The sequence below is a fragment of the Streptomyces sp. NPDC101191 genome (assembly GCF_044767915.1).
Lineage (GTDB): Bacteria > Actinomycetota > Actinomycetes > Streptomycetales > Streptomycetaceae > Streptomyces.
Genome location: NZ_JBIWOU010000002.1, coordinates 143,160 through 170,036, shown reverse-complemented (window position 1 = coordinate 170,036; position 26,877 = coordinate 143,160). Strand labels below are relative to the sequence as shown.

Here is a 26,877-nt window from a genome sequence, read left to right as displayed (position 1 = left end):
GCACCTCCTGGCCGCCCGCGGGCACCGCTGCGCCGCGGACGGCGTCGTCGGGCGGGCCACTTGCGAGCGTCTCGTCACCGCAACACCCTCAGGGCCGGGGGTCATCGTTTTTGCGGTGAAACGGTGTCCGTCGCCTGGGCGAGTTTCGGCCCGAAGCTCTGTTCACCTGGGACTCCGAATTGAAGAACCTGGGTGTAGCCAAAAACATTTTCCTTGCGGACTGTCCGACGGCTACCGGTATTGCCGAGGCCTGCATCGAAATCTCTCTACCGCTTTCGGCTCGGATGTCTGGAGCCCGGGTTTTGCGAGCATGCGCCCGAACAGAGAAGGGAAATCCATGGCGTCGGTGTCGATGGTCAATGCATTCATTTTCAATACGGACCCTATCCCTGGTGGCGGTGCTCAGGGCTACTGGGTGGGGCCGCATCCGAAACTGGGCTCCGGAACCGTCACCGTCACGGCGCACGGACTGACCGGAGCGGTCTCGGGCGACATGATCCTGGGGGTGGAGCTCCTCAAGACGCGCGCACCGGGGGCCGGAGGCGGGCAGGACCCGTTCATCGACATCACGGTACGGAACAACAACACAAATCGCTGCCCGTTTGTTCGCCTGATGGTAAGCACCGTAAATCCGTAGAGCGTTTCAGTGAGGGAGTGAAGGCAGATGAAGGCACTCGCTGTTCATGATGCGGGCGGCAATATCTTGTCGCTCTCCCCGGCCCGGGATTCCACGCCGAAAGCGGGCCGTTTGACGTGGCACCTGCAGCGCAGCTCGTCGCGAAAACCGGCCAGACAGGCTCATGACGACTAGGCCGTGTATCGAAAGCGGATCTTGGACTGTGAATGATCACGTTTCATGGGTCGGGGAGATCTCACGGACGAGCAGTGGGCAGTGCTGGAGCCGCTATCGCCTCAGGGTGTCAAGACGGGGCGGCCACCCATCTGGCCTCGGCGGCGGCTGATCGACGGCATACGGTTCCGGGTCCGCACGGTGTTCAGTGGCGGGACGTCCCCGTCGAGTACGGACCGTGGAGCCGGGTCTACGATCTGTTTCGCCGATGGCAGCGGAACGGCACCTGGCACCAGGTCCTCACCCGGCTTCAGTCCCTGGCTGATGCGAAGGGCGCGATCCCGTGGGACCTGAACGTCGACTCCACGGTGTGCCGTGCCCATCAGCGTGCGGCTGGAGCCCGTCGGCAGGGTGCACTTCAGAAAGAACCGCCGGGCGGCATGTTCACCGAGCCTGCTGATCATGGGCTGGGACGCTCGCGGGGCGGGTTCACCACCAAGCTGCACCTGGCGGTCGAGCAGGGCCAAAAGCCCATGTCCATTGTGATCACCGCCGGGCAGCGCGGCGACTAGCCGCAATTCGAGCCCGTGCTGAAGAAGGTCCGCGTGCCCCGCCTTGGGCCGGGTCGGCCGCGTGTCCGCCCCAAACGGGTCCGTGCGGACAAGGCGTACGCCTCCCGCAAGAACCGCGACTACCTGCGCCGTCGCGGCATCCGCTGCACCATTCCGGACAAGGCCGACCAGGCCGCAAGAAGCTCGGTTCTCTCGGTGGCCGGCTGCCCGGGTTCAACGCCGAGGACTACAAGGCTCGGCATGCCGTCGAGTGCGGCATCAGCCGCCTCAAAAGGAACCGGGCTGTGGCCGCGAGATACGACAAGCTCGCGGGCCGCTACGAGGCCACTGTCCTCGTAGCGGCCATCAATGAATGGCTGTGACCAGCTCAATCAGGGGCGATGGACGGATGTCCGTGGAGTCGTAGAGGTTCAGGTGTTGATGGCGTGTTCGACGAACTGGCCGCAGGCGCGGAACCCCAGGCGGCGGTACACAGGCTCGCCGTCGGCAGACGCCTGCAGGACCGCGATGTGGTGGTCTCGCTCGCGGGCCGCGTGAAGGGCCGCAAGCGTGATGGCTCCGCCGTAGCCGCGCCGACGCTGGGCGGCCAGGGTGGAGATGTTGTAGATGCCGGCGACTCCCGCGTGGTGGAACACCTCGGCGGAGCAGACCGGACGGTTCTCCACGTAGCCCACCAGGTACCGGGCCGGGCAGGTCGCGGCCAGCGCCTGGGAAGCAGCCCGGGCGAAGAAGTCGCGGACGGTTTCGGCGGGTGGATTCCAGTTCGCGGCGAGGACCGTGGCGTAGTCGGCGAGCTGCTCGGGCGTGGTCACCGTTCGGATGTCCAGACCCGGGACAGAGGGACTTGGCAGGGTGTCGTCCAGCTCGGCCCACATCGCCGTCTCCCGCTCGGACACCGGCAGACCGGCCGCGGTCAGGCGGGTGGTGAGGTCTGTCGGTGTCGAGGCAGGTCCCACCCACCAGGAGAAGCCGCGGCCGGTGCCGGCCAGCGACCCGACGGTCTCGGAGATGCGGGCCGCGGCGTCGCCGGCGGTGAAGCGGGCCGCTGCGACGATGTTGAACGTGTCGTCGTCCAGGCCGCTGTCTGCGACCAGGAGGTCATCGGTCTCCGTGACGGTCGCACCGGACATGCTCCGGTGCAGATGGCAGGCGTGTTCCGCCAGATTCCGCTCCATCCTGTCCGTCAAGTCGGCTTCATTGAGAAAGTAATCATTCATAGGGATTGATCCCAGCACGACCGGACGAAGAGTGCATGCCATTTTAGGCGGTGCCACGCCGGTGACCAGCACTTTCGATACACGCCCTAGGTGTACTCATTTGGTGGCTACGTTCGTGGAATCCGCGACAAGTTGAGCCATCTCGCGCAGGCGGTGCCAGTACTCAGGGGCATCCGCTTCGCCGAGCACGGATATGACCCGGTCCAGGCGGGCGATGCAGCGCAGCAGAGTGCTTCGGCCCCGCGCTTCGAGCTCGCCGCCGTTCCTGATCCAGGTGAAAACGCAGCCTGCGGTATCCGAGTCCAGCATCACCAGGTCGAAGCCGGCCCGGTCCGCTCCAGCCAACCTGGGGGGAAACGGCAGTTCCATGAACTCTCGGTACAAGCGTGATACGGCCTCAAACACACTCTCTTCGCTCACGCGGACCATCATGGCGCAGCTTTCACCACGCCTGGAGTCGTTTTGAGTGTGCGGTAGCAGATGAGGAGCTCCCACAACTCGCCCGGCACCAGCCGCTCAACAATCCCCACCACGGCCCCGCAGCGTCCGCACCCACCCCTCATACCGAGGTCGTAACCAGCAGGTGGACCCCGTTTAAGAGGCCATCTCATGTGGTCGGTCGGTAGGCTCCCGCGGCGGCAGCTGGGGGCAGGGAGCGGACCCGGCCCTATGGGTCCTGGGGGTGGGGACGGGGATGGAGTCCCGGGCCGAGGGGCGGACCGGCCAGGGGGGTGGGGGAGAGGTCGGTGGGTTCTTCCCCGGATTCCAGGAGAGTGTCGGCGGCGCCGACGATGAGAGGGTCGGGGCGACCGACAGCTGTCTCGTCCTTGCGGTCGTAGTCGATGCGCCACAGCAGGCTGCGCATGGCTTCGAGTCGGCCGCGTCGTTTGTCGTTGCTCTTGACCACCGTCCACGGAGCGTGGCTGGTGTCGGTCGCCCGGAACATCTCGACCTTCGCGGTGGTGTAGGCGTCCCACAGGTCCAAAGAGGCCAGATCGGTGGGTGAGAGCTTCCACTGCCGCACCGGATCGACCTGGCGGATCGCGAAGCGAGTGCGTTGCTCGGTGCGGGAGACCGAGAACCAGAACTTGACCAGTAGGATCCCGTCCTCCACGAGCATGGCCTCGAAGGCGGGGCACTGCCGCAGGAACAGGTCGTACTGGGCGGGGGAGCAGAAGCCCATGACCTTCTCCACGCCGGCGCGGTTGTACCAGGACCGGTCGAAGAAAACGATCTCACCCGCAGCCGGCAGGTGGGCGACGTAGCGCTGGAAGTACCACTGCCCAGCCTCGCGCTCGGTCGGCTTGTCCAATGCCACGATGCGTGCACCACGGGGATTGAGCCGCTCGGTGAACCGCTGGATCGTGCCGCCCTTGCCCGCCGCGTCCCGGCCTTCGCAGACCACCACCATCCGCGCGCCGGTCTTCTTGACCCAGTGCTGCAGCTTGAGCAGTTCGATCTGCAGGATTCGCTTGGTCCGTTCGTACTCCGCGCGAGGGATCTTGCGGTCGTACGGATAGTTTTCCCGCCACGTCTGGATCGGAGCGCCGGAAGAGTCCAGCAGCACAGGCTGCTCCGGCCGACGAGCGTCCACGCTCAGCCCGGTCAGCAGATCCTCGGTTGCCTGTTGTGATGATTCCTGCTCGTCCACGCCGCGCGCCTACCCACCGCACGCTGCCTCTAACGGCGCGGGCCGCCGGGCTGACCGGTGTCGCAGCACTGGGAGGCCGGGTCGCATGGGGATCGGCGGGAACGATTCGGCGCTGGATGGCGCCCACAGGCATCGATCGCCCGACCCGGGGCAGACGCGGGGTGCGCCGCAGCCCACGGCAGGACGACCAAGGCTCTGACTCCGTGCAGCGGATCAGGACCGCCGGGAGGCAGCCCCTGGACGTCCAGGGAGCCGCCACGTCCAAGGAGCCGCCGCCCTCGACGGCCGGCCGGCTCGACGGCAGAGCGCCCGGCCTGCCTGCCTTGAGCCTGTTAGGAGCATGCCAGGCCCAGCGCCCTCCTGGCTGTCCGGGCCGCTGACCACCTGCCTGGGCTCCGAACGAGGAGAACGGTCATGACCTTTAATCCGCTCGAGCAGCGAGGAATCCCACTGGACCGCCAACTGCGCAGTTGGCGCGAGCTGAACGTGAAGCCGATCGATCCTGACCGCTGTGACCCGTACACGCGCTGCCGGATCGTCACGATGAACGGCATCGAGGTCGAAGCGATCACGTTCAGTCACATGCTGGCCCGCAACACGATCGACCCGGAGGTCAAGCGGCAGCTGGCGTACCTCCGGTACATCGAGGCGCAGCAGCAGAAGGTGGTGAACTGGCTGCTGCCTGGTGTGTCGTCGGTGCTGGAGACGACGATCGCCTACGAGCAGGTCGCCGTGGACCTGACGGCGTGGGTCGCCCGGATGGAACCGGACCCCTACCTCCGCCAGGCATACGAGTTCGGAGTTCTGGAGGACTTCGACCACTTGTACCGGTACGCGAACCTGTACGAGATGATCGAGCACCGCGAGGCGGAGGCGGTCGTCGACGGGCTCACCGAGGTCATGCCGGGCCGGCCGACCAAGTTCCACCACCGCGACCCGGTGGACAACGTCCGCGACCCGTACGCCAAGGACGAGGCCGGCCCGCTCTCGAAGCTGCACGCCCTGACGATCATGTCGGCGGAGCAGCAGACGATGAACTTCTACATGAACACCGGTCCCACCTACATGGAGCCGATCGCCCGCCAGCTGTATCAGGAGATCGGACTGATCGAGGAAGAACACGTCACGCATTACGAGTCCCTCGTCGACCCTGGCGAGACGTGGTGGGAGCAGCTCGTGAACCACGAATACAACGAGTGCTACCTCTACTACTCCTTCATGGAGCAGGAGACCGACCCCAAGGTGAAGGCGATCTGGGAGCTGCACCTGAACATGGAGCTGGAGCACCTCCACACGGCCTGCGACCTCATGCGCCGCCACGACGGCCGCGATCCGCGATCCGTGCTGGCTCCCGAGCTCCCCGACGTGCTGACCTTCGAACCCAACAAGCCCTACCTACGGAAGCTGCTGGACACCCAGATGGACCTGACCACCCTGGGTGCCGGCTACGTCCGGGACGCACACGAGCGATTCGAAGAGATGCAGGACCGGATCCACGGCAGCGAACAGCCCCCGAGCGAACGCGTCATGACCGAACACGACGCGATGTTCGGACGCGAGTACCGCCTCGAGTCCGAAGGTGAGCACCCCGACCCCGCCCTCCGCGAGAAGTGAGGACCCGGCATGTCCGACTCACCAACCCCCCAGGCCGGGGACGAGCACCCCGCCGACGACGATGTGGTGGCGCTGCTGATGCGCCAGCACGGCGATATCCGCAACCTCTTCGACGAGGTCGAGGCCGCAGCAGGAGAACAGCGCCGTGAGGCATTCCACAGGCTTGTGCGCCTGCTCGCCGTTCACGAGACAGCTGAGGAGGAAGTCGTCCACCCCTTCGCCCGCCGTGCCCTTCCGGCCGGCGACCGAGTCGTCGAGGACCGCCTGGCCGAGGAGAAGGCGGCCAAGGAGTCCCTCGTGACACTGGACGATCTCGATACCGACGACCCGACGTTCATGCTCCGGTTCATGAAGCTGCGCAAGGACGTCCAGGAGCACGCCCGCGCCGAAGAACGCTACGAATTCATCCACATTCGCCGCAGCGTCGACAGCTCCCGTCTGGCAGCCATGGCCAAGGCCTTCAAGGCTGCCGAGGCCTTGGCTCCGACGCGGCCGCACCCAGGAGTGGAATCGGCAACGGCCAACATAGCCCTGGGGGCGGTGCTCGCGCTCGTGGACAGGACCAAGCTCGCCGTACAGAAAGCCATGGGCGAAGACGGTTGACGGCCCGGCCCTCGAAGTGGGCGGAGGGGCGTAGGAGACGTCAGCGCCGCCGATTACTCGGCCTGGTTGCCGTAGCCCACGGCGAGCAGCGGCATCCCGCGGACCCGCCACCTTCCACGAGGCCGGGACCGACCACGTCGACACCGTGCACGCCCTGCCCCCCTGCGCCCTGCCCCTGCTGCTTGCTCCCTGCCCCCCTGTGTCCTGCCCCCTGCCCCTTGCTGCCTGCCCCCTGCCTCTCCGCCCTGCCCCCTCCAGACTGCCCGTCCTCCCGGCCCGTCCCGGCCCGTCCGCGGCCAGCCCGGAAGCCGCCGGCCGGGCGGCCCCAGGCGGAGTGACCGGTTCCCTCTAAGAGCCCGCCGAGCACCGTGCCACCGGGCCTCTTGCCAGCAACTTCTCCCGTCCTTACCTTTGTTCCGCGAGTCCCGGCCCCGTGGGTCCACCGGCCCGCGCCGGCCATTCATTGCTCCTCAGTGCACGACACACGATGGAGGCGTCACATGCCCTTAGCCGTGCCGGATCTTCTGGAGACCGACGGGTTCCGCGACGCGGGTCCGCTGGAGATCGACGACGAGGCGATCCCGTTCGAGGACGACGACCGCAGCGACCGCGAACACACGGCGTGTCTCGCCGACCCCTGGGTGACCGCCACCACCCGCTTCGCCTGTGACCTGAACTCGTAGCGGTGGCCGTTTCCATCGCCGGCCGCGGCGCCTGGTCCGACGACACCTGGGCCTATCTCAACGATCCGCGCATGCCGGCGATGGAACACGGATGGAAGCTGCACGTCTCGGCGCGGCCCGACGACCTCGAAGCAGTCACCCGGCTCGTCCTGCCGGTGCTCTCCCGGCACGTCTGCCACGCGAAGTTCGCCCGTGACCCCGAGACCCTGCGCCGCCTCAACTCCGGGGCGGTGAGCGCCGGAGCCGTGGGCAAGGCGATCACCGTCTACCCTACGGCCGGCGCCGTGGTCGAGCTCGCCCGTGAACTCGCCGCCGTCCTGCGGGACCGGGAAGGTCCACGGATCGTCAGCGACCGGCGGGTCGACCCGAGCGCCCCGGTCTACTACCGCTACGGCCCCTTCACGGGCGACTACCGGACCGGGCACAGCGGGCGACTGGAATCCGTCATGACCGGACCGGACGGCCGCATCTTCGACGGCCTCGCCGTCGGCCGCTATCGCTGCCCGCCCTGGGCCGAGGACCCCTTCGCGACCGGATCCGCACGCGGCGATGCGCTGCCCTCCGCGCCCGGCTTCAGCGGCGGCCGCTACACGATCACGGCCGGCATCGCCCGCTCGCCCCGGGGCAACGTCTACCGTGCGGTCGACCGCACGCTCGGGCGCCCGGTGGTCGTCAAGCAGGCGCGCGCCTACGTGGGCGAGGACGAGTCCGGTACGGACGCCCGCCACCGGCTGCGCAACGAACGCGCGGTCCTCACCGCCCTCGACGGTGTCACGGGCGTGCCCCGGGCGCTGGACTACTTCGCGCACCGGTCGGACGAGTACCTGGTGACGAGCAGCTGTGGCGACCGCGACCTGCGCAGGGAGGTTCTGCGGAACGGTCCCATCCGAGACGACGGCACCCCACCGGCCGGCGCTCTCTCCGCCCTCGCCTCCCGCCTCCTACGCGTCCTGGACGCGGCCCACGCCCGCAACGTGGTCGTTCGCGACCTCAAACCCGACAACGTCGTCCTCGACGACCTCGGACCTGGTCACTGTCACGTGATCGACTTCGGGATCAGCGAGCGGGACGGCGCCGGCCCCGGAGGGGCCACCCCCGGATACAGCGAGCCGGTACTGCGCGCCGGCGGACCGGCCGCCCCCGCCGACGACTACTACGCCCTCGGCGCGACCCTGTTCTTCGCCGCCACCGGCCTGGACCCGGTGATCGTCGACACGGACCACCGGGTCAACCGGGACCGGACGCTGGCCTGTCTGGCATGGGCCCTGCCCGGGCGGGCCCACCGTGAGGTCCGGGCGTCGGTCACCGGCCTCCTGAGCTTCGACCCGGCCGAACGGACAGCCGCCGCCGACCGGCTGCGCACCGGCTCGGCCGGAACCGCCCGCCGGCCCGCGCGCCCCCGGATCGACAGCGCCCTGCTGGACGAGATCGTCGCCCACACGACCGCGTTCTGCGTCGAGGAGGCGCACGCGACCGTGGACCCGGTACGGGCCGCACGGCGTAACGTTCCCGGTTCGATCGACGTCTACGGCGGCAGCTCGGGCCTCGGCCTGGAACTCCTCCACCATGCGGACCGGCCCCAGGTGCGCTCCGCCGTCGACGCCCTTGCGCAGTGGACGGCCGAGCAGTCCCGGAACCTTCCGGCCGGCTTCTACACGGGACGCACCGGCGTCGAACTCTTCCTCGCGGAGGCGGGCCGGGAGCCGGAGGCGGAGCCCGTACACCCCGCCCTGCCGGAGCGGGCACCGGACGGCGGTCCCCCCGAGGCGGACCTCATCGCGGGCGCCGCCGGCATCGGCCTCGGCCGTCTGCTGCTCGCCCGGAATGCCCTCGCGTCCGGCCACCGCCGCACCGCGGACCGGCACCTGGCCGTCGCCGCGGCCTGCGACCGGATGCTGGCGTCGGGCACCGCCCGACTGACCCCGGCCGGCGCGGACACCGCCGGCGGCGCCGCGCTCCGGGAGGGCATCGCGCACGGCGAGGCGGGCGTCGCCTGCTTCCTGCTCGCCTACGGCGCCGTGACCGGGGACCCGGACGCGATCGCCCGCTCCGAACGGGCGGCCGCACACCTGGCCGCCCTGACACCGGACGTCATCGCGGCGGCGGCCGCGCCGGGCGCGACGCGTCGCTACGGCTCATGGTGCCGGGGCCTGGCCGGCATCGGGACCGTACTGGTGCGAGCGGCCGAGCACCTCGACGAACCCCGCTACCTCGACCTCGCCCAACGGACCGCGCGCGCCTGCGTCGCCCTGGCACCACGGATGCCGCTGGTCACGCAGTGCTGCGGCCTGGCGGGAGTGGGGGAGCTGATGGTGGACGTCGCGGAGGCATCCGCGTCCGAGGAGTTCCGGGACGCGGCCGAGACCATCGCCCTGCTCATCCTGAGCCGAAGCGGCGGCACCTGGTCCCGCCCGGTCTTCCCTGACCCCGGCCTCGCCCGCCCGGCGGCCACCTGGGCCGGCGGCTCCGCGGGCGTACTGGCCTTCTTCCGCCGCCTGCGCGCCGGGGGCGGCCCCCGCCTCGGCCTCGTCGACTGACACACCGCGGCACGATCGGCCGCGGCGGGCTCTGCACCTCGCCTGGGCGCGCTCGCGGGGGCCCGGGTGCTCGTGATCGGCGCTTTTTTCGGCGTCTGGGTTCACAGCGACGGAGCGGCGGCAGACAGGGCTGGCGATGCGCGGCCACGCGGGCATGACGCATTTGTCTGTCGCGAGGGCGTGCCGATGGAGGTGGGCGTCCCGAGAGGCGGGGTGTGCCTGGAGCGTAGGGGTGTCGGCCGTCAGCGGCGAGGACGCTTCGGGGACGATCATCATCGTCCAGTCGGTGTCCGCTGCCACCCGCTGAACATCACCTTGGACCCTTGCCTCCACGCTCTCGCGAGGCAGCGTCCGCCCAGCTCGGCCATCATGACCCGGTCGCACCGCATCCCGTACATATAGGCGTCGACGTCGCCGTACCCAACATCGCTTAGCAGCAGCAGTGTTGCTCCCTTGTCTTCGGTTTGAGACATCGTGTCGGGCGCTCGGCGTCTCAGCTGCGCGTCGGTGATCGCCGGCCCTTCCGATCGACGGCAGCGGCGCGACCCGCTCGACCCTTCTCATCGAGCTTTGACGACGTCTCAGCGAAGTTTGGCCAACTCCTACGGCCGAACGCTTCAGTCGGCGGGTTGGGTGTTCGGTGTCGATTGCTGTGTCGAACGGCCGGCGCGACTGTCGAGCACTGGCGTGGGCACCGGTGCCACCGAGACCGTCCGCGTCCAGTCCATCCGGCCCGGGGTCCCGCCGCGCACCCCGTCCGGGGCGGGCCAGGTAGCCACCAGATCGTGGTGGGCGGCGAAACGCGAACCTGGGACCGTGTCATGCATCGGTTCGCCGTTCAGCCAACAGATCTGCCAGGTGACCGTCTCGGTGTCGAGCAGGCAACACACCCCTCCGCTCGCTGCGGTGAGTCCGGTGAACACCTCCCGGATGCTCGCGGACCGCTCGAACGCCAGACTCATGCCCGTCGTGGCCGCGGTGAAGCACAGTGACACGTAGCCGGGGTGCCACCAGGACGTGAACTGGACCGCAAGGTAGATGTATCCGACCGCCAGCCTCCCGCGCTCGTCGGGTTCCCTGCGACTGGTCTCGGAGAACTCACGCATGGCGTCGTCGTCGACGCCGAACATGATCGCGGTATCGAGGTGGAGGGTGCTGCCGTCCGAGCAGTCGACCGGCTCGTTCCTGAAGTTCGAGGTGAACGGCAGGAGCACCTGGTCGCCCCCGGGCAGGGTCACCGTGGTCAGCGGCCCTCCACCGGCCCTCGGCGCCAGCTCGGCAAGCTCGGTCAGCGCGCGGGCGACGTTCCGAGGAGGAACGACGATCTCGTAGCTGTAGTCGATCCCCATGCAGGCAATCCCTTCGTAGGCCGAGCCGGATCCTCCCACGTCGTACCAACCCCTGACCTGGGCATTTTCGCCTGTACTGGCACCCCCTCCCGGGTGCTGAACCCGGGAAGCCCTCATCTGAGCCCCGAGGACCCGCTGAACTTCGCTGTCTTACCGCAACGTCGGATCCGACTTCCATCCGACATCGGCGGTGAGATTCCGACATGAAATTCGAGACCCTACCCGCTGGCGGTCAGGGACACGCCATCTCTACGAAGCGGCTGAAGTGCCCCTGGAAGGCGCACGTGAACCGAGCAGTGGGTCCGTCGCGGTGCTTCGCCACGATGAGGTCTGCCTCGCCGGCGCGCGGGGTCTCCCTCCCGTAGGCGTCCGGTCGGTGCAGCAGGATGATCGTGTCGGCGGCGTAGGTGATGGCACCGGATTCACGGAGGTCGTCGAGCGTAGGCATGCGGTCGGGGCGGGTCTCGGCGCCGCGGTTCAGGTGCGAGGAGACGACCACGGGGATGTCCAGCTCCCTGGCGAGCGCTTTCAGATCGCGGACGATGTCGCCCACTTCCCGTTCCCTCAAGTCGCTGCGCTTCTCCGGGCGGATGTCCTGGATCCCGTCGACGGCGATGAGGCCGATGCCGCGGAGTTCGACGTCTTCGCGAGCACGCGTGGCCAGCTGCGCCATGGTGACGCGAGTCGGAGACCAGAAGTACAGTGGCGCGTTGGCGATCTTGGGCGTCACCAGCTCGAGGCGCTTCCAGTCGTCGTCGGTCATCGCCCCGGTGCGCATGTGGTGCAGCGGGATGCGGCCGCGGCTGGAGATGAGGCGGAGTGTGGTCTCGGTGATCGCGTGCTCGAGGCTGATGTGCAGCGTAGGGATGCGTGCCGTCAGCGCGGCCCGTTCGCAGACGCCGCGAACGAACGTGCTGCGACCCATGGCGGGTCGGGCCGCGACGACGGTCAGGGTTCCCCCCAGGAGGCCCCCGGTCAGCTCGTCGAGGTCCCTGAAGCCCGTGGAGAGGCCCACGACGGTCCCCTCGGCGGCATTGGCTACCTCGACCCGGTCGAAGGCTGCCTCAAGGGCTGCTTCGAGCGACTGGGCTTCGTCTCGCTGATCTTCTTCCATGAGTCCCCCTCAGGACGGTGCCGGCCCGGTACGCCGTGGCCCAGTTAATGGTGAGAGGCGGCGCCCGACGGTGCCGCCCGTCACCGAGCAATGGCTGGTTGGAACGGAACCGTTCGGCCAGTAGCCGTTCCACCGCGGCTCGACCCGGCGCTCGACGAGCTGTTGCGCCTGCTGCGCTCCCTCCTGGCAGGCCGACCGTCAGGAACACCGTGGTCACACCCAGATCGTGGCAGGGAAGCCAATCAGACGACGACCGCCCTGTCTGCCAGCCCGATCACGGGCCGAGGCACAGGCAGCTGGAGGCCACGGTGACACTGCCGCGGAGAACGTGGGTGTGCGTGGCATAGCGCGTAGTCACGGGCGGAAGCGCTTGAGCCGGTTGACCCACCCGGTGACCCGTGCGGGGACCGCCCGCACGACGGCCCGCCGTTGCTACGTTCTTACGGGTGGACCGCGTTCTTACAGGTGGACAGCAGTGTCCGCTATTTCAGGGTCAGGCAGAGCCAGGTCCGGTCGCCCCTGTATTGGCTGCAGACCTTCGTGCCCTTGGGGACCTTGGGGCCGGTGTGTCCGCCGCGGCCCCACCAGACCTCGGCGAAGTGGTTCGTCGAGCCGTTGGTGATCTTGGCTTTCTTCCAGCCGCCGCCGCTCTTCCACTCCTTGCCTGGGGTCTGGTAGCCCCAGCGGGCATAGAGGGTGCTGCCCTCGGTCACGGGCCTCTTGGACGCGTAGACCCAGCCGATGCCCCGGGCGCCGCCCTGGTGCCAGTACTCGGCTACGGTGCCGCGCTTGCACCCGCCGCCCTGGGGGCTCTTGACGCAGTTGGTCTCGCGCAGGTCGGTGTAGGGGGCGGCGGTCGCGCCGGGGATCGCGGCGACGAGCGCGGCGGCCGTCGCGGCGCCCACGACGGCCGCGCGTACTCGGGGGGAGGAAGTGATCATGCGGAGTACAACGACGGCCCGCGCACGCGGTTGCCGCTGGATCCGGCCGACGTGGCGGCTTGCTGCATCGCTCGTGTGGATGGATGGCAGTGGATCAATGGTGGTCCCGGCGCCGGGCGGCGCCGGGACACTCCGTCCGCACGATGAAGGAACTCGACAACTGGCTCGCCAAGAAGAGGCGCAGACCGTAGACCGCCCCCGTACAGCGCCCCCTGCTCACTGAATGAAGCGGGGGCGCTGCTGCGTACGCCGGGGTCAAGCGGCTGTGATCAGGGTGAGGGTGTGCTGGAGCCGGCGGACGGCTTCTTCGGCTTCTGTGTACTCCTGGGGGGTGGGCGGGACGGCGCCGAAGGTGGGGCCGTCTTCGGCTGGCAGGGCCCGCCAGTGCAGGACGGGGGTGAGTGCGGTGGTGGCCGCGCCGAGGAACCAGGCGAGGCGTCCGTGGACGTGGGCGAGGGCGATGGCCAGGGACGCGAGTACTTCGCGGAGGTGTTCCAGCCGTTCGACCGTGGGCTGCGTCGCGTGGGACTGCGTGGTGCCGATGGCGGCGTGTAGGTCGGCGGCTGCCTTTGCGGCGACGGCGTGGTCTGCGGGGGTCGGGACCCACACCTGCTCACGGATCAGCCGTTCGGCTTCCTCTGCCAGGTCCTCGATGACCGTCTGCATGCTCATGCCTATCACCCTACGGTCCGGACCGGTGATTGGTCGCAGTGCGGCGACGGGGTCGGCCGCGGGCGTCGCCGTACGTCCCGGACTCCCGGACGAGCCTGCCCCCAGACGGCGGCTCGCCCCGGCTGGCCCGAAAATCAAACACACATTTAGTAGGGGGTTAGGAGGTGGAGCACTACATCGTCCGTCGACTCGGTCTCGTCCGGGCTCGAAAGGCCCGGTCGACGACCTGCACCAAGCTCGCAGCCGCGACCAGCATCGGCCACGATGCTGCGGCGTCATCTCTGCGCCCGTCTGTGAATCGATGCCGCGGACACGCTCACGACCGCCGCGACCGCGTCGGCGCACGTCGGCCCGTCTGGGTTGCTGTGGTTGCGCGACGAGTGGGCGGTGTACGGCGTCCTCGCCCCGCTCCGGCGCCCTCTACGGTGTCGGCACCAAGAGCGCCGAGACGCTGCGCGCATACGGGCTTTCCCGCACGGCAGTGCGGACGGGCGCGGATATCGGTCTACGTCTGACGCTCGGGGTGGCGGGGACAGAGGCGGCTGAGAGGCTGTGCACCGTCGAGTCGCTGATCGCTGAGGCTGTCACCGACCGGTCGGCGGCATTCTCGTGCGGGATCCGCGACGCGGGACGTCGGCGCCGCTGCACCATCGTTGAGGCCCGCCCGTCCTCAAGGGGTATATAGGGGTAAATGGGCGGGTTCGCGTACGTCGGTCAGGGGGAGGTGAAGCGGTTGATCGGCCCCCACCGGCCGGTCTGGTCTTCGATGACGTCACGCGCTTCGGTGATGACCGTCCACGCGATCCAGCCGACGGGTGCGATGTCAGTGACGAGGGGTTCGTTGTCGGGGCCGCGGGCGACTTCGGTGCCGGACAGCACCCACGGACGGGTACGCGGGTTCTTGACCCGGGGGAGATGGCAGTAGTCGTAGAGGCGTCGCGCAACCCAGAGGCGCGCGGAACGGCCTCCCCACCACGCTTCGCGCCGAAGCGGGCTGGCGGAAAGGCCGGGCAGTGGGGCGCCGGTCAGATCGTCCTGGCTCGACTCCTTGCGCAGGTCGTGCTCGGGCCCCATGGACCACCGCACGTACAGGTCCTTCCGGTCCCCGACGGCCCGTGCCAGCGCATCGAGACTGCCGAAAGTCCTCATCGGACGCCTTCCCCATGTAGGGGGCGCCGGGTCCCTGTCTCGTGGGGTGCGGGTCGTCATGACGGGTACTCCTCCTGAGGATCGGCTGCGCCGCTGCTGCAACCCCGCGGATACCCGATCAACGAAGGGCCATCCCCGCGGCCGGGATGCCAGGGAAGAGCGACTCGGACCAGTGCCGGCGGGTGCCGGACGGGGGAGCGCCGCCGTCTGCGGACGTCTCCCCGCGTCGTGCGTGGCGGCGACCGGCTGGCGTGGCGCCTACGGTTCTCTCCTTCCTCGCAGGCCGCGACGTCGCAGGGCGGCGGGTGGTCGCCTGTCTCAGGGTGGACGCGACCGCACGACTCCTGCCTACCCACCCGCAGCCCCGCGGGCGGGCGCTGCACCTGACTCCGCGCCGTTGACCCTCTGCCCAGACCTGGACCGGCCCAGGCGGTGGACAGGGCGAGAGGTCTCCCCGGCCGGTGCCTTGTCGCGCTCGTTCTGAGCGGCCCCGGTCGGCTCCCCGCTCGAAAGTGACCGCCCGCTCCTCTCGAAGCGGCTGCCCGCCCGGCTCGAAAGCGACCGCCCTCGGGGCTCACGTTGTGGGCTATGTTGTGACCATGACTACCGGGACGGCGCCACGCCACTCACGGATTGGTGACCCGGTGCTCTTCTGAGCGCCGTAGGCGCGGGCACGGGCCCGCTGCTCGATCATGAATCTTGCGCTTTTGCGCGGGCTCCGCCTCCGTCGTGTGGATCACAGGAAAACACCCACCACGACAGGAGAGTTCATGCCCAGCAAGTTATTGCGGATTCCCACCCCAGACGGCTCAGCCGATGCATTCGCCGCGTTCCCCGACCGCGGCGCGCAGCACCCGGGGATCCTGATGTACGCGGACGGCTTCGGCGTCCGGCCCGTGCTGCGGGACATGGCCCGCGAATTGGCAGAGCACGGCTACTACGTCCTCGTCCCCAACTTCTTCTACCGGCACGGTCCGGCACCGGTGGTCGAGATTCCTGCGCACATCGGAGAAGAGGCCCGGCCGGCTATCTTTGCCGAGGTGATGCCCTTGATCGAGGCGCACACCGCCGAGCGTGCCGCGCGCGACGCCGACGCCTACCTCAGCTTCCTCGTCGCCCAGCCCGAGGTCAGCGGCGGTCCGGTCGCGGTGACCGGCTACTGCATCGGTGGCCTCCTCGCCATGCGCGCGGCTGCGGCCCACCCCGACCAGGTCGCGGCCGTTGCGGCATTCCACGGCCCCGTGTTTGCCGACGGCCCCGACCTCTTCTCCACGCTCACCGCCCAGGTCCACCTCGGTCACGCCGCAGGCGACGTGACAGCCGAGGGCCTCAGCGAGCTCGACCAGGCCCTGGACGTCGCAGGTGTCTCCTACACATCCGAGATCTACCCGGACACCACCCACGGCTTCACCATGTCCGACACCGACGCGTTCAGCCCCTCAGGGGTGCAGCGCCACTGGGACCGGCTGCTGTCTCTCTTGGACCGCGCGATGCGAAACGACTGAGGCCGAGTCGCCGTTGCGAGCAGGTTGCGAGCACACGGGAAGACCTTCACCTCTTGCTTGAGGTACGCCCGTTCCTCCCCGCCGCCCGGTCTTGATGAGTGCCGGGCGGCGCGCCCCGCGATGCCGGCGGACCCGTGCGCCAAGACCTCGTGACGTTCCTCTGCGCACGCCCTGACGCCGCAGCAGGACTGCGTGTCGTCGAGGAGTACCAGCAGAACGCGCTGGCCGCCGCAGGACGGACGGAGACAACGTGCAGCCGCTGCACCACCCTCAGACCCGAGCCCATGCAGCCATGACGGCCGACAAGCCATAAACCTCTACCCGTAGTTCATGAACCAGTGAGTGTCGAAATAGTGGGCCATCGTGAATGGATGGTGCGGATCGACGAGGATGCGGCACACGAATTCAGAGGCTTGGCAGCCGAAGACGACGTCCTCACCGTCGAAGGACCGGACCACGACGGGCCAACGGTCAGGGTCGTCGCCGGCGACCTTCCAGCAAAACAGGTTCTCGTGCTCCGTGCCTGCCCAGATGAGCAGGCCGTCCTCCCGGAGACTCGTCCACGGCTCCTGGTTCAAGCCCAGGAATCCGTCGAAGGCGCCCTCGCCGAACGTCTCGACCATGCGCTTGTAGTCGCTCGGCAGCGCGGTACCGAGCCGCGACTCCATCTCCGCCCAGTCCATGTCCGGCCGCTGGTCGGACTGCGTCCAGCCGGTGATTCGTCTGAGCCGCTCCATCCAGTCGACGTCCTCGTCCTCGTCCTCGTCCGGAACGACACCCAAGGGTTCGGGCACCTCTCTGTGAGCGACTACCAGCACCGACCGCTCGGCCCCCTCGGCATCCCGCACCGTCCCCGTGCCGACCCACTGATCCCCGTACGCCCACGCCCGTAGCGTCACGGCGCGGTCCTTGAAGGGGACGAGGAGAGCCGCGCCCCTGGAATCGTCGACCGTCGGGTCGGTGAAGCCCTTGAGGACGAGGGTGCGCGGGGCGCCGTACCTGCCTTCGAGCAGGTCGGTCAGATCCTGCAGGCTCAGATCGCCGGACAGGTACATGTAACCGTCGCCCTGGCCGAGTTGGGCCAGCAGGTCGTTGACGGCCGTTTGTGTGAGCTCCATGGCAAACAGTGAAGTGCACCGCACTGACAACGCGGCTCATCAGGCCTCGAATGAGGCTCCGTCGGTCATGTCCGGCACTAAGAGGTCATCTCGCTTGGTTGTTCGGGCACTAAGGGTTGTCCCGCAAGTGCGGCTGTGCCTTGACCTCAGACCGGCTCGATAGGGTCAGGACCACAGCCGACGGAAGAGGATTGTTCGATGGCGACGTACGACCAGCTGACCGAGTGGGCCGGTCTGGGGCATGTCACGCGAGCTGGATGGGACGCTGTGGCCGGCTGGCGGATCCCGGGCTTCATGAAGGCACAGCTCGTCGAGGTGGGCATCCCGGTAGCTCCGCGCCTCATCGCACGAGTCGTGATGCAGAGCGAGGCTGAGCCATCCCTGCTCACCTCCCGGGGCCCGCTCTACCGTCTCACCGAGCAGGCGGATCCCGATGAGCCGGCCGAGCGGTCATCGTTCGGCGTCGAGCCGGAGACCGGGGCGGTCTTCTTCGTCATGCCGGATGGGGAGGCATGGTTCGCCAACTCGGGTGTCGGCGTATGGCTCAACGCCCTTCACCGTTACGGCAGTCGCGTCGAAGCCTCAGAGCTTCTCAACGAGCCGGACGGCACCGAGGAGTACCTCTCTGAAGACGAGGAAGAGCGGGCTTTCGCCGAGCTGAACCGGCTGGCCGAGGATCTGAAGGAGATCGACCCGGCGGTCTTCAACGGATACGAGGGGTTTCTCTGGCCAGGATTCCTGGACCGCTGGCTCTACTGACCTCGGCCGACAGATCCAGGGCCCGGTGGGTCTGGACCATGCAGGGATGTCAGGCCCACGCCTGAGATGATCTTCATGTGGGGGCTGTGATCACGGCGTCGGAGCCGTCATGGATAGCGCCGTACTCCGGGCTGAGTCCGAAGCAGTTCGGGAAACTGATCACCATGCTGCGGCGCGGAGGTCCGCACCTGGTCTGCCGTGGCCGTCCGTGGAGTCTGCCGCTGGAAGACCGGGTTCTGCTGGTCGCCGCGTATTGGCGGACGAACCTGACCTTGCGGCAGCTCGCTCCCTTGTTCGGGATCTCGAAGTCCACCGCAGGCAGGATCGTGAGCCAGCTCGGGCCCTTGCTCGCGCTGCGGCAGCGGAGCCGCTTCCGCGGAGACACGGTGCTGATCGTGGACGGCACCCTGGTGCCGACACGGGACCACAACGTGGCGGAGCAGTCCAAGAACTATCGCTACTCGACCAATCACCAGGTCGTCATCGATGCCGACTCACGCCTTGTCGTCACCGTCGGCCGGCCCGTCCCAGGCAACCGCAACGACTGCAAGGCATGGGAACTGTCCGGAGCCAAGAACTCGGTCGGCAACACCACCGTGATCGCTGACGGCGGCTACCGCGGCACCGGCCTGATCATCCCGCACCGCCGAGAACCCGGCCAGACCGAGCTACCGGCCTGGAAGGAAGCCCACAACACCTCCCACCGCAAAGTCCGCGCCCGAGTCGAGCACACCTTCGCCCGCATGAAGACCTGGAAGATCCTCCGCGACTGCCGCCTGAAGGGCGACGGCGTCCACCACGGCATGTTGGGCATTGCCCAGCTGCACAATCTTGCGCTTACCCGATGAGCGAGGAGTTCAGCCCGGCTCAGCCGCGCTGAAGCCCGCCGGCTTCGGGGGCCTCTGGTGCCCGCACTCCAGCCGTTTGCCGTCCGCGTCAGTCACCGTGTACTCCAGGACGACCTTGGCCGGGTCACCGTCCTCATAGAGCCACACCGTGATGCCCTCCTGGCAGACAGCGGTAGAGAACCAGACATCGATCCCCTCAACCTCCGGAGCGACCGTGAAGACCTCCCCGGGTTTCAGCCAGTAGTCCTCACCGTACGGCTCGACGAAGAGCCAGAGGTCGCCGTCGCCCACATTCTCCACAGGCAACCTGCTGCGTCCCACTTGTCCCCCAAGACCGCTGACTCCATGCACCTCTACACGCTATCCGCAGCCCGCATCGGCGCCTTCAAGTGGCCCTCGTCCCACCGGCCCTTTGCGGGACAGCCCTTAGGTCGTGTATTGGAAGCGCCTTTCGCCATGCTCATCGGTGGCTGGATACGCGAGCCGGGAGTGCGCGGGCCACCTCTCCAGGTGCATAGTTGAACACGTTCAAAGAATCTGGCAAGGTGACTGACCGCAGCCCCTTTCTGTCGGTTGACCGACGTGGGCTGGGGGCGGGAGGGCCTGATGGCGGGTGGAAGCAGGCTGCGTGCGTGGGTAGCAGCCCTTGGCAGCTTGATGGTCATGTTGACCGTTCTGACTGCGTGCGCGGGTCCCTATCAGTACTACGAGGGAACGGGGCTCCACGACGTCACGGCGGCCGAAGTCGTCGGGGGCTGGAAAAGCGTCGAGGGAACCCGCGTAGTACTTCGTAGAGACGGAACAGCCCTTCTCGAGAATCTCGCCGGGCAGGACTTCGACTTCGAGGACGGCTGGCGTCTCTCCGGTACGGGAACCTGGCAGCTGACCGACGGCGACGGCGGACAGGCCGTCCGACTCGCGCTGACGGCCCGGACCCGAGTCGAGAGGCGCTTTCCTGCACCTGTGGCTGACCCCTCGACTCCGGAGCCCCCGTCGACCTACTCGTGGTTCTTCTACGTGGACCGCGACCAGCGCGAGGGGCTGGTGCTGTTCTTCATGTACGGCGATCCAGACATCGGGAACATGTACGTGATGACGCGCGAGACAGAGTCATAGCCATTCGTCGAGCGCTGCGACCAGCACGGCCGCCTCGAAACGGACGGCGAGCTTGTCGTACGGCGTGGCGACAGCACGGTTCCTCTTGAGGCGGTTGATCCCACGGGATCCGCTGCACCATCCCGGACAAGGCCGGCCCGGCACGCGACCGCCGAAAGCGCGGTTCCCGCGGAGGCCGGCCGTCGCACTTCGACCCGGTCGACTACCGCGAGCGCCATGCGGTCGAGTGGCGTCGGCGCAGGTAGGCCCGGTTTCTGCGGGAGGCGTATGCCTTCTCGGCCCGCACGCGGTCGGGGCGGACGCGCGGTCGGCCCGGCCCGATGCGGGGCACGCGGACCTTCTCCAGCACAGGTTCGAACTGCGGCGCGTCCCCGCGCTGCCCGGCCGTGACCACGATCGACATGGGTTTCTGACCCTGCTCGACGGCCAGGTGGAGCTTGGTGGTGAACCCGCCGCGCAACCGCCCCAGCCCATGATCATGGCGCTCGGTGAAGATGCCGCCCGGTGGTTCCTTCTGCAGGTCACGGGCCCCGGCAGCGTGCTGATGGGTGCGGCACACCGTGGAGTCGACGCTCGGGTCCCAGGCAATCGCGCCCTTCGCGTCGGCCAGGGACTGGAGCCGGGTAAGGACCCGGTGCCAGGTGCCGTTCCGCTGCCACCGGCGGAACAAGTTGGAGACCCGGCCTCACGGCCCGTGCTCGACGGGCACGTCCCGCCACGGAACGCCGGTCCGAACCCGGAACCGTATGCCGTCGATCAGCTGCCGGCGAGGCCAGACGGGCGGCCGCCCCGGCCTGGCGCCCTTCGGCAACAGCGGCTCCAGCAACGCCCAGTGCTCGTCCGTGAGATCTCCCCGACCCATGAACTGTGATCATTCACAAGCCAAGATCCACTTTCGATATAGGCGAGCTTGGTTTCGACTGGGACCGGAGAGCTTGGTCAGGCGTCACTGGGACCGGGAGCCCAGCCGGTGTTCTGGGCCCAGGCGTCAGCGCGTCGGATGATGTCCCACACGAAGGCATCTTTTGCCTGGACGTAGCCGGGACGGTCGTTGCGGAATCTGGCTGCGCAGTGCTTCTTGGCTGCCGCGTACTCGTTCGCGGCAGCCGTGTGGCATCGGAGGTAGTCGCGAAACAGTAGGGGGAACTGCTGTGAGAAGCTGCCCGTTTGCCGCACGTGCACGTGGGTCCGGCGTTGACCTGGAGGTTCCCGGAAGTATCGTTTGGTCCGTTCGGGATTGTCCGCCCGGTACACGAGCCCCATCTCTGTCAGCGGGCGCAGGAATGCATCCGTCGCTTCTAGCGATGCCACTGAGATCTGGATGTCAATCACCGGCTTGGCCGCCAGTCCTGGCACCGAGGTGGACCCGATGTGGTCGATACGAGCCACAGGATCACCGAGGGCGACACGCAGGCACGTGCCCCACTTGGCGAACATGACTGGCCACGCCGGGTCGTAAGGCATGATCTCGACTGGCTCTCCCATGCTGAGAAGTGTTGCAGGGCTTGCCGCAACCGTGATGTGCGCCTGCACCGCCGCCTGCACCGCCGCCACGAGCGCAAGGCCCAGCACTTTCGAGCCTTCGCCGGCATCGCAGCCGCTCTCCTCTGCAATCACAAGCTGGTGGCCGCTGTGTTCCTGATCAGGGGCGAACGCCTAGGAACCGACCTCGCCGCCAACTGGTACGCGGTCTACGGCATCCAACACAGCAGCTTCGCCGCCGAGCCTGGCCTTCAACGACTGACCGCCTTCGCCGCACTCGTCCTAGGAACGGCACCGTTTATCTGGCGACACCTCACCAAAAGAGATGGCTTCCCACTTGATCTTTGACGCGCGCCGTCGAACGGCGCGTCGTACTTGATCACTCGGTTCGGTTTCCGCCGTACATCGAAGCGGACTTCGTCTGAACATGTGCCCTCGGATGCGCTCGGGCCGCGTCCTGCGCAGGCCCGCCCCGCCTCGGCGATCGCATACCGGGGCCGGCCGCCTCGGCACGGCGGCGAGTTCGTCTTCGGGCTGCCTGACACCTGGAGCAGCTCGGACACCGAAACCTCGTGGCAGATCTTCCGCCGGGGCCCGCTGCAGTCCCAACCGGATGACCGTCATCGACGCAGCCATCCTCACCCTGGAACGGCAACGCTGACGAAGCTCATTGCCGTTCCAGGGTGAGGGCGGCTTGGCAATGGCCGTCATCCAGTTGAGAACCGTCTCACGACCAGACAAGTCGACCTTCGGTGAACCGACAGACCGGGGAGCTTCCATCGGCGATCCTCGTCAGCGTCTCCGCCACGGAGTCGAAGTACTGGGCCATCGACTCGTACTCGCCCGTAACCGTGGGGTCACCCACGAACCAGCTGCCGACGCGCCCGTCCCTCACATCGATGAACTTTCCCGTCCAGCCGTCCTGGTCCGACAGGAAGGGGATCCACTCATTACGCCAGAACGGGTGGTCCGGCTGGTCCGGAGGATCGAATCCACAGGACGTGGAGCGGTTGGCGTAAAGCCTCTCCATCGCCCGGATACCCAGAAAGAAGCTTCCCTCGTCGGGGAACCCGTCGAAGCCGCAGCACATCACGTCGTCGTCGAAGTCTTCCTCCGGTAGATCCAGATTGTTCTGCAGCAGCCACGTCCGCAGATGCCCATGCAGGGAGATCCCCATCCGCTCTTCGGCTGCCGCGAGCATCTGCTCCGTAGCGGGCCCTGGCAGATCCGCGTGATCGGCAGGCGCGTGCTCCCGCAGAAGACTCGTCACACGCGACCAACTCTCAGCCACACTCATCGCCCTCTGCCCTCTCTACAGGGGTGACTTCGTCCGACTACACCACTGCGGAGTTCGGGAAGTACCGGCCGGAGAACCTTGCAGAGATGGTACTTCGAGTGTGTGTTCCATCCCTCTCCGCGATCGCCTTCCACCCCGAAGCGCAGGGTCGGCCCTTCAGCGAAGTGCCCACCCGCCCCCGGCTTTTCACAGACAACCCACTGTGCCCGGCGGGCTCGGCCGAATAGTTTCCAGGACTTAAGCGAGGGCCATGGCGTCACCCTGGGGCGGCGAAGCTGAAAACGCTCAGTGAGTGAGTACCCGTTGCACGAGGGCGGTGTGCGTCCTGACTACCTGGTCGGGCGCCGGCTGAGCACGTGTTCGCCTCGTGGCACCTGTACGGCTCAGAGGCTCCGTCCTGCCCGCTGGACGTGTGGCTGTTTCGACAGCGAAGCGGTGGCCACCCCTGTCACGACCGGTTCCGACTGGTGCCTCATCTTGGAGACGTTGGACCCTTCGCGGGATATGGCACGGCAGAGTCAGGCCGCGTCGGCGCGGTGCCGATCAGCGGCGAGCCCCCGTTCGCGGATCAGCTCGGCGAGAAGGTACTGCAGTCAACGAGGAGAGGGTCCCGGAGCGCGGGCGGTTCGCACTGAAGATCACCTTCGACTCTGGCAGTGTCCGATGGGAATCCTGGTCCGGGGACCTTCGCCTGTCCGGCAAGTGACCCTGTCCAGCAAGTGACTCTTGCTCGCGCACAAGCCCCGCAAGCGATTCCGCAAGAGCAGCGACGGCTCTCCGCCCCTTCCCGGAGCTGGCCCACGCCCGCTTCACCTGCCCCGGAGTAGGGAAAGCTTGAAACAGCCTCCGAATCACCCCCGGGCGGCTGTACTTGTGAGACCGCGACGCCATGCCGCCAAGTCTGCTCAGTCAAGCTCGACATATGTGACGATCAGGATGCTTCCCAGCGCGGTCGCGTAGAAGACGATCCGGACGCCGGAATGCTGATAGTCCCGCAGTGCAGAAGCGCTGGCGTGCGGCGTGACGCCCGCAGGGTCGACCGCAATCTCGCTGAGCGCCGCGTCGAGCTGGGCAACCTGCACAGTCGACAGGGCACGGACCTGAGTCTCGGCCGGCTCGACGAACAAAATGCGCGGGCGCCCGCTGTGAGGATACGTAGGGGGCATTTGACCGTAGTGACGCTCTCAGACGGCCGCGTACGCGGTGGTGAGGACGGTGAGCGTGGGGGCGGGGTGGGGGCAGGGGGTGACGGCGGTAACGTCGCCGCGGCCGACGCTGCGGATGATGCCATCGTCCTCGCCGTACGGCTCGGAGTCCGGGGGGTCTTCCTGTGAGCCGACGAGGCGGACCGCGAGGTCGCGGCCGGCCCGATCCGCCCTCAACGTGTCACATGCCGTCACGTCTGCCTCCCCCAGCCCTTGTTGCGGTACGGGCCAGCGTACGCGGTCCCGCGTGCCCGGGGCAGGCCGTTGCCGACGGCAGGGCGGCGACGGCCTGCCAGGCGAGTGGCTTCCACGTCCATCCGGGATCCCGCACGCCATGACAGCGGACGGGGACTACCCCCATGGAGGGGAAGATGTGACGCCGTGTGGGCGGTCAGGTTCCATCTCGCTGGCAGCCGGCAGCCGGCAGCCGGCAGTCCGGGCGACAGGCCGAATTGGCTACTCGACCAGATGCCGGTGTGCCTTGCGCCAGGCGATCCTGTCGTCGCGTTCGGTCAGGAGCCCATTGGCAGCCCAGGTGGCCTGCGGCTCGTGCCCCTGCTCGGCCAGCCGGCGCACGAGGTTGGCATTGTCTTGCTGTTTGGCGATGACGGCGTCGACGATCCCCGCGGTTGAGTCGAGACCGTACGCGCTGCAGAAGTCCTCCAGCCGCGCATGGCGGTCGGGTGGCGCCGGGTAGTGCAGCCAGCGCAGGCATTCGGCATCGTCCCGGAACGGGGCGACGGACTCCAGCGCGTGGGCCGCGTCGTGCATACGTGGTGCCGGGCGGGCGTAGTCCCCGTCGATGATTCCCACTGGCTGGAGCCCCTGCCAGACGACGTTCCAGGGACCGAAGTCCCCATGGCAGATCACCTCGTCGTCACCTGAGCTGCCTGCGCCCGTGGACCACCTCGCGCTCGGCGGAGGTGAAAAGGACCTATACGTACACGTATCAGCCCAACCCGTACTTGTCCATCACGGACGCCTGAGTCATGGACGGGCGCCGGGCACCTGCCCGGCGCCCTCCCGTTCACGCGGATGGACAGCCTTCCCTCCTGGCAGGCAGACCAGTCCCCGGGAGCGACGCTCAGACCAGCTGCGCAGACTCGTCCGCGTCGTACGCGGCGACGCGATGCCCGACCGGATCAGGGTGTACGTCGGCGGCCGGGGCGGTGGCGAGCGAGGTGCCGCGAGGGGGTGGGCTGTCCACGGGCCTCCATCCGTCATCGGTCATGAGCTTGCGCTGTGACTCCAGCGCAAATCCTGTGCCGGCCCGCAGAAGTCGAGGGTGACGTCACGCGGGGGCGCCGAGCGGCGGGTGCTCGAGCACGCGGGGCTTGTACTCGACCAGCTGGATGCGGCCGTCGAAGGTGCGGTGCTCGATCATCTCGAGGGCGACATCCGGATATCCGTCGTAGATGCGTTCTTCGCCCGTGGCCCCGGTGATCACCGGGAACATCACGACCCGGAAGCGGTCGACGAGCCCGGCCCGTAGCAGGGACCGGGACAGGGTGAGGCTGCCGATCGTGCTGAGGAGCCCCGAGCCACTCGACTTCATGGCGCGGACCGCCTCGACGGCATCGCCTCGGACGAGCGTGGAGTTGGCCCACGTCAGGGGCTCCTCGAGTGAGGAGGAGAACACCACCTTGGAGGCCTGCGTAAGCTCGTCGACGGACGCCTCTTCCTCGGGCCTGAACTCGTCTTGGCCACCGGGGACCTCTCCTGCGGCGAAGCCCGACATCAGGCGGTAGGTGTTCGCTCCCATCAGGTAGGTGGCCTTGGGCTGCTTGCTGAGCCATGCGAGGTACTCGGGGCCCTCGAGGCCCCAGAACCCGGGCCATCCCTCTCCCGACGCGTATCCGTCGAGGGAGGTGATGAAGTCGACGAGAAGCTCCGACATGGCGCGTCCTTCCTAGGGGTGTCACGAGCTTGGACCGGCAGCGAGACATAAACTCATCGGCCGCGCGATGGAATACCGAGAAAACCCGGGAGGCTGCAGCCAATCGGGGTAGCGGGGCGAAGCCCGCCTGAAGCAGCGCAGGTGCCGACCGCCGAACTCCCCGACGCCATGAGGGCGCACGTGCTGCGTTGCTGCGGGGTCACTCATCGGCGGCTATGCCGAGATGCTTCGGCGTCATCTGCCGGGGTCGCCCTCTCGATGTCGGGTCACCTCCCTGCTGTGGCGCTGTTGCTCCCTTCGTCCCGCGACATTCGCGCCTTCAATGAGTCAACGTTTCGTTGTTCCATTGCTTCGGGCGGTAAGGTGGGTGGCATGTCGGAGGAGTCCTGGACCGTACCGCGAGGCCGCTTGGCGGGCCTGGCTGATCTTCCGCTGGACGACGGTGTGCCTGCGCATGTTCTTCAGCAGGATGCCGCGCTTGTCGGCAGACTGCTGGCCGGCGTCGCCCGGAGCGGTGACGCGGGGGACCAGGGCGTGTCGGACGAGGACGTGGCCGCGGCCCTGGCGTTGTTCGAGGACATGCGGATGGCGTTGGACCGGCTGGAGACGCAGGTCGTCATCGAAGCCCGCCGTCGGGGTATGGAGTGGCGGCAGATCGCCCTGCATCAGGGCATGAAGTCCTCCCAGGCCGCGTCCCAGCGTTATCAGCGGCTGGTGACCCGGCTGGAAGAGATCCGTCAGGGCATCCGGTGAGTGCA

Annotated in this window: 27 protein-coding genes and 3 pseudogenes; 12 read left to right on the top strand and 18 right to left on the bottom strand. The window is 67.9% G+C overall.

All coding sequences use genetic code 11. The features are described 5' to 3' along the window. The first annotated feature begins 337 nt into the window (after positions 1 to 337). Positions 338 to 637, top strand: coding sequence for a hypothetical protein (locus ACIRQF_RS07860; RefSeq protein ID WP_404089859.1), 300 nt, complete (start codon positions 338 to 340; stop codon positions 635 to 637). Positions 638 to 856: 219 nt separating this feature from the next. Next, positions 857 to 1,724, top strand: a pseudogene (locus ACIRQF_RS07855) (IS5 family transposase). Positions 1,725 to 1,772: 48 nt separating this feature from the next. On the opposite strand, the gene ACIRQF_RS07850 reads toward ACIRQF_RS07855, so the two are convergent. The 3 genes from ACIRQF_RS07850 to ppk2 form a co-directional block, all read right to left on the bottom strand. Next, a complete protein-coding gene (locus ACIRQF_RS07850; protein WP_404091725.1) occupies positions 1,773 to 2,537 on the bottom strand; it encodes a GNAT family N-acetyltransferase in 765 nt (254 codons plus the stop codon). Positions 2,538 to 2,675: 138 nt separating this feature from the next. Next, positions 2,676 to 2,999: a hypothetical protein gene (locus tag ACIRQF_RS07845; protein WP_404089857.1), complete on the bottom strand. Its 324-nt coding sequence runs from the start codon at positions 2,997 to 2,999 to the stop codon at positions 2,676 to 2,678. Between the two features lie 247 nt (positions 3,000 to 3,246). Next, entirely contained in the window at positions 3,247 to 4,230 is a 984-nt protein-coding gene (ppk2, locus tag ACIRQF_RS07840) for a polyphosphate kinase 2 (RefSeq protein WP_382481155.1), read from the bottom strand. A 414-nt stretch (positions 4,231 to 4,644) separates the two neighbouring features. Here ppk2 and ACIRQF_RS07835 point away from each other — a divergent pair, with 414 nt between their 5' ends. The 4 genes from ACIRQF_RS07835 (at position 4,645) to lanL (ending at position 9,667) form a co-directional block, all read left to right on the top strand. After that, a complete protein-coding gene (locus ACIRQF_RS07835) occupies positions 4,645 to 5,844 on the top strand; it encodes a hypothetical protein (protein ID WP_404089855.1) in 1,200 nt (399 codons plus the stop codon). A 9-nt stretch (positions 5,845 to 5,853) separates the two neighbouring features. Further along, a complete protein-coding gene (locus ACIRQF_RS07830; RefSeq protein WP_404089853.1) occupies positions 5,854 to 6,447 on the top strand; it encodes a hemerythrin domain-containing protein in 594 nt (197 codons plus the stop codon). A 500-nt stretch (positions 6,448 to 6,947) separates the two neighbouring features. Then, on the top strand, positions 6,948 to 7,130 hold the full coding sequence (locus ACIRQF_RS07825) for an SflA family class IV lanthipeptide (RefSeq protein WP_376634657.1): 183 nt from the start codon (positions 6,948 to 6,950) through the stop codon (positions 7,128 to 7,130). Between the two features lie 2 nt (positions 7,131 to 7,132). Further along, positions 7,133 to 9,667 carry a class IV lanthionine synthetase LanL gene (gene lanL, locus ACIRQF_RS07820; protein WP_404089850.1) on the top strand — a complete coding sequence of 845 codons (2,535 nt, stop codon included), beginning with the start codon at positions 7,133 to 7,135 and terminating at the stop codon, positions 9,665 to 9,667. Positions 9,668 to 10,284: 617 nt separating this feature from the next. Here the strand turns inward: lanL and ACIRQF_RS07815 are convergent. The 5 genes from ACIRQF_RS07815 to ACIRQF_RS07795 form a co-directional block, all read right to left on the bottom strand. After that, positions 10,285 to 11,055 (bottom strand): hypothetical protein, encoded by a 771-nt coding sequence (locus tag ACIRQF_RS07815; protein ID WP_404089848.1) that lies wholly within the window; start codon positions 11,053 to 11,055, stop codon positions 10,285 to 10,287. A gap of 193 nt (positions 11,056 to 11,248) precedes the next feature. Then, positions 11,249 to 12,130, bottom strand: a complete 882-nt coding sequence (locus ACIRQF_RS07810) for a replicative DNA helicase (protein WP_404089846.1) — start codon at positions 12,128 to 12,130, stop codon at positions 11,249 to 11,251. Positions 12,131 to 12,612: 482 nt separating this feature from the next. After that, positions 12,613 to 13,071 (bottom strand): hypothetical protein, encoded by a 459-nt coding sequence (locus tag ACIRQF_RS07805; RefSeq protein WP_404089844.1) that lies wholly within the window; start codon positions 13,069 to 13,071, stop codon positions 12,613 to 12,615. Between the two features lie 255 nt (positions 13,072 to 13,326). Next, the gene (locus ACIRQF_RS07800) at positions 13,327 to 13,743 is read right to left on the bottom strand and encodes a hypothetical protein (RefSeq protein ID WP_376634667.1); all 417 of its coding nucleotides are present in this window, start codon (positions 13,741 to 13,743) and stop codon (positions 13,327 to 13,329) included. Positions 13,744 to 14,457: 714 nt separating this feature from the next. Continuing rightward, positions 14,458 to 14,952: a DUF6098 family protein gene (locus ACIRQF_RS07795; RefSeq protein ID WP_404089842.1), complete on the bottom strand. Its 495-nt coding sequence runs from the start codon at positions 14,950 to 14,952 to the stop codon at positions 14,458 to 14,460. A 710-nt stretch (positions 14,953 to 15,662) separates the two neighbouring features. Between ACIRQF_RS07795 and ACIRQF_RS07790 the strand changes: the two genes are divergently transcribed. Then, positions 15,663 to 16,397, top strand: a complete 735-nt coding sequence (locus ACIRQF_RS07790; protein ID WP_404089840.1) for a dienelactone hydrolase family protein — start codon at positions 15,663 to 15,665, stop codon at positions 16,395 to 16,397. Between the two features lie 317 nt (positions 16,398 to 16,714). On the opposite strand, the gene ACIRQF_RS07785 is transcribed toward ACIRQF_RS07790, so the two are convergent. After that, positions 16,715 to 17,515 (bottom strand): hypothetical protein, encoded by an 801-nt coding sequence (locus tag ACIRQF_RS07785; RefSeq protein ID WP_404089838.1) that lies wholly within the window; start codon positions 17,513 to 17,515, stop codon positions 16,715 to 16,717. Between the two features lie 198 nt (positions 17,516 to 17,713). Between ACIRQF_RS07785 and ACIRQF_RS07780 the strand changes: the two genes are divergently transcribed. Next, positions 17,714 to 18,274: an SUKH-4 family immunity protein gene (locus ACIRQF_RS07780; protein ID WP_404089836.1), complete on the top strand. Its 561-nt coding sequence runs from the start codon at positions 17,714 to 17,716 to the stop codon at positions 18,272 to 18,274. A 77-nt stretch (positions 18,275 to 18,351) separates the two neighbouring features. Continuing rightward, complete coding sequence (locus ACIRQF_RS07775) at positions 18,352 to 19,122, top strand: transposase (RefSeq protein ID WP_404089834.1); 771 nt, start codon at positions 18,352 to 18,354, stop codon at positions 19,120 to 19,122. Positions 19,123 to 19,131: 9 nt separating this feature from the next. On the opposite strand, the gene ACIRQF_RS07770 is transcribed toward ACIRQF_RS07775, so the two are convergent. Then, a complete protein-coding gene (locus tag ACIRQF_RS07770) occupies positions 19,132 to 19,422 on the bottom strand; it encodes a hypothetical protein (protein WP_404089832.1) in 291 nt (96 codons plus the stop codon). A 363-nt stretch (positions 19,423 to 19,785) separates the two neighbouring features. Between ACIRQF_RS07770 and ACIRQF_RS07765 the strand changes: the two genes are divergently transcribed. Further along, positions 19,786 to 20,238 carry a hypothetical protein gene (locus ACIRQF_RS07765; protein WP_404089830.1) on the top strand — a complete coding sequence of 151 codons (453 nt, stop codon included), beginning with the start codon at positions 19,786 to 19,788 and terminating at the stop codon, positions 20,236 to 20,238. Here the strand turns inward: ACIRQF_RS07765 and ACIRQF_RS07760 are convergent. Continuing rightward, positions 20,233 to 21,100, bottom strand: a pseudogene (locus ACIRQF_RS07760) (IS5 family transposase). The gene ACIRQF_RS07765 and the pseudogene ACIRQF_RS07760 sit on opposite strands and share 6 nt — an antisense overlap. Positions 21,101 to 21,177: 77 nt before the next feature. Continuing rightward, on the bottom strand, positions 21,178 to 21,855 hold the full coding sequence (locus ACIRQF_RS07755) for a GrpB family protein (RefSeq protein WP_404089828.1): 678 nt from the start codon (positions 21,853 to 21,855) through the stop codon (positions 21,178 to 21,180). A gap of 435 nt (positions 21,856 to 22,290) precedes the next feature. Between ACIRQF_RS07755 and ACIRQF_RS07750 the strand changes: the two are divergent. Beyond that, positions 22,291 to 22,381, top strand: a pseudogene (locus ACIRQF_RS07750) (IS5/IS1182 family transposase); the annotation flags it as partial. A gap of 66 nt (positions 22,382 to 22,447) precedes the next feature. Here the strand turns inward: ACIRQF_RS07750 and ACIRQF_RS07745 are convergent. The 6 genes from ACIRQF_RS07745 to ACIRQF_RS07720 form a co-directional block, all read right to left on the bottom strand. Then, a complete protein-coding gene (locus tag ACIRQF_RS07745; protein WP_404089826.1) occupies positions 22,448 to 22,990 on the bottom strand; it encodes an SMI1/KNR4 family protein in 543 nt (180 codons plus the stop codon). A gap of 932 nt (positions 22,991 to 23,922) precedes the next feature. After that, entirely contained in the window at positions 23,923 to 24,144 is a 222-nt protein-coding gene (locus ACIRQF_RS07740) for a hypothetical protein (protein WP_404089824.1), read from the bottom strand. A 57-nt stretch (positions 24,145 to 24,201) separates the two neighbouring features. Continuing rightward, positions 24,202 to 24,417 (bottom strand): hypothetical protein, encoded by a 216-nt coding sequence (locus ACIRQF_RS07735; protein WP_404089822.1) that lies wholly within the window; start codon positions 24,415 to 24,417, stop codon positions 24,202 to 24,204. A gap of 261 nt (positions 24,418 to 24,678) precedes the next feature. Continuing rightward, positions 24,679 to 25,092, bottom strand: coding sequence for a phosphotransferase (locus tag ACIRQF_RS07730; protein ID WP_404089820.1), 414 nt, complete (start codon positions 25,090 to 25,092; stop codon positions 24,679 to 24,681). A gap of 214 nt (positions 25,093 to 25,306) precedes the next feature. Then, on the bottom strand, positions 25,307 to 25,429 hold the full coding sequence (locus ACIRQF_RS07725) for a hypothetical protein (protein WP_404089818.1): 123 nt from the start codon (positions 25,427 to 25,429) through the stop codon (positions 25,307 to 25,309). Between the two features lie 84 nt (positions 25,430 to 25,513). Next, a complete protein-coding gene (locus ACIRQF_RS07720; RefSeq protein ID WP_404089816.1) occupies positions 25,514 to 26,119 on the bottom strand; it encodes a dihydrofolate reductase family protein in 606 nt (201 codons plus the stop codon). Positions 26,120 to 26,491: 372 nt separating this feature from the next. Between ACIRQF_RS07720 and ACIRQF_RS07715 the strand changes: the two genes are divergently transcribed. After that, complete coding sequence (locus ACIRQF_RS07715; RefSeq protein WP_404089814.1) at positions 26,492 to 26,872, top strand: hypothetical protein; 381 nt, start codon at positions 26,492 to 26,494, stop codon at positions 26,870 to 26,872. Positions 26,873 to 26,877: the final 5 nt, after the last annotated feature.